Here is a 257-nt window from a genome sequence, read left to right on the forward strand (position 1 = left end):
GTATATGTTCCGATTTCTACGATTAAGGGAACAAAATTGGACTGGAAAGAAGGAAGAATTAATAACAATTTCGGAAGAGTACTGGAATTGGTAAGTGATGGTAAAGTAAATCAGTTCTCTTTCGTAGTAGATACAAGTTACCGTTATTGGAAGGACGGAGAGATCACAGCAAGTTATACATGGTCAGACATCAAGGATAATACTTCCTACAACGGAAACGTAGCCAATTCTGCAACATTATCAACCCTTATTCAGAG

At 37.4% G+C, this 257-nt stretch carries 1 protein-coding gene; it reads left to right on the forward strand.

What is annotated here, in order from left to right; translation table 11 throughout:
• A partial coding sequence (locus SB679_RS25185) for a hypothetical protein (protein ID WP_410705056.1) occupies positions 1–257 on the forward strand: 257 nt, incomplete at both ends.

Source organism: Chryseobacterium sp. SIMBA_029 (assembly GCF_046535275.1).
Taxonomy (GTDB): Bacteria; Bacteroidota; Bacteroidia; order Flavobacteriales; family Weeksellaceae; genus Chryseobacterium.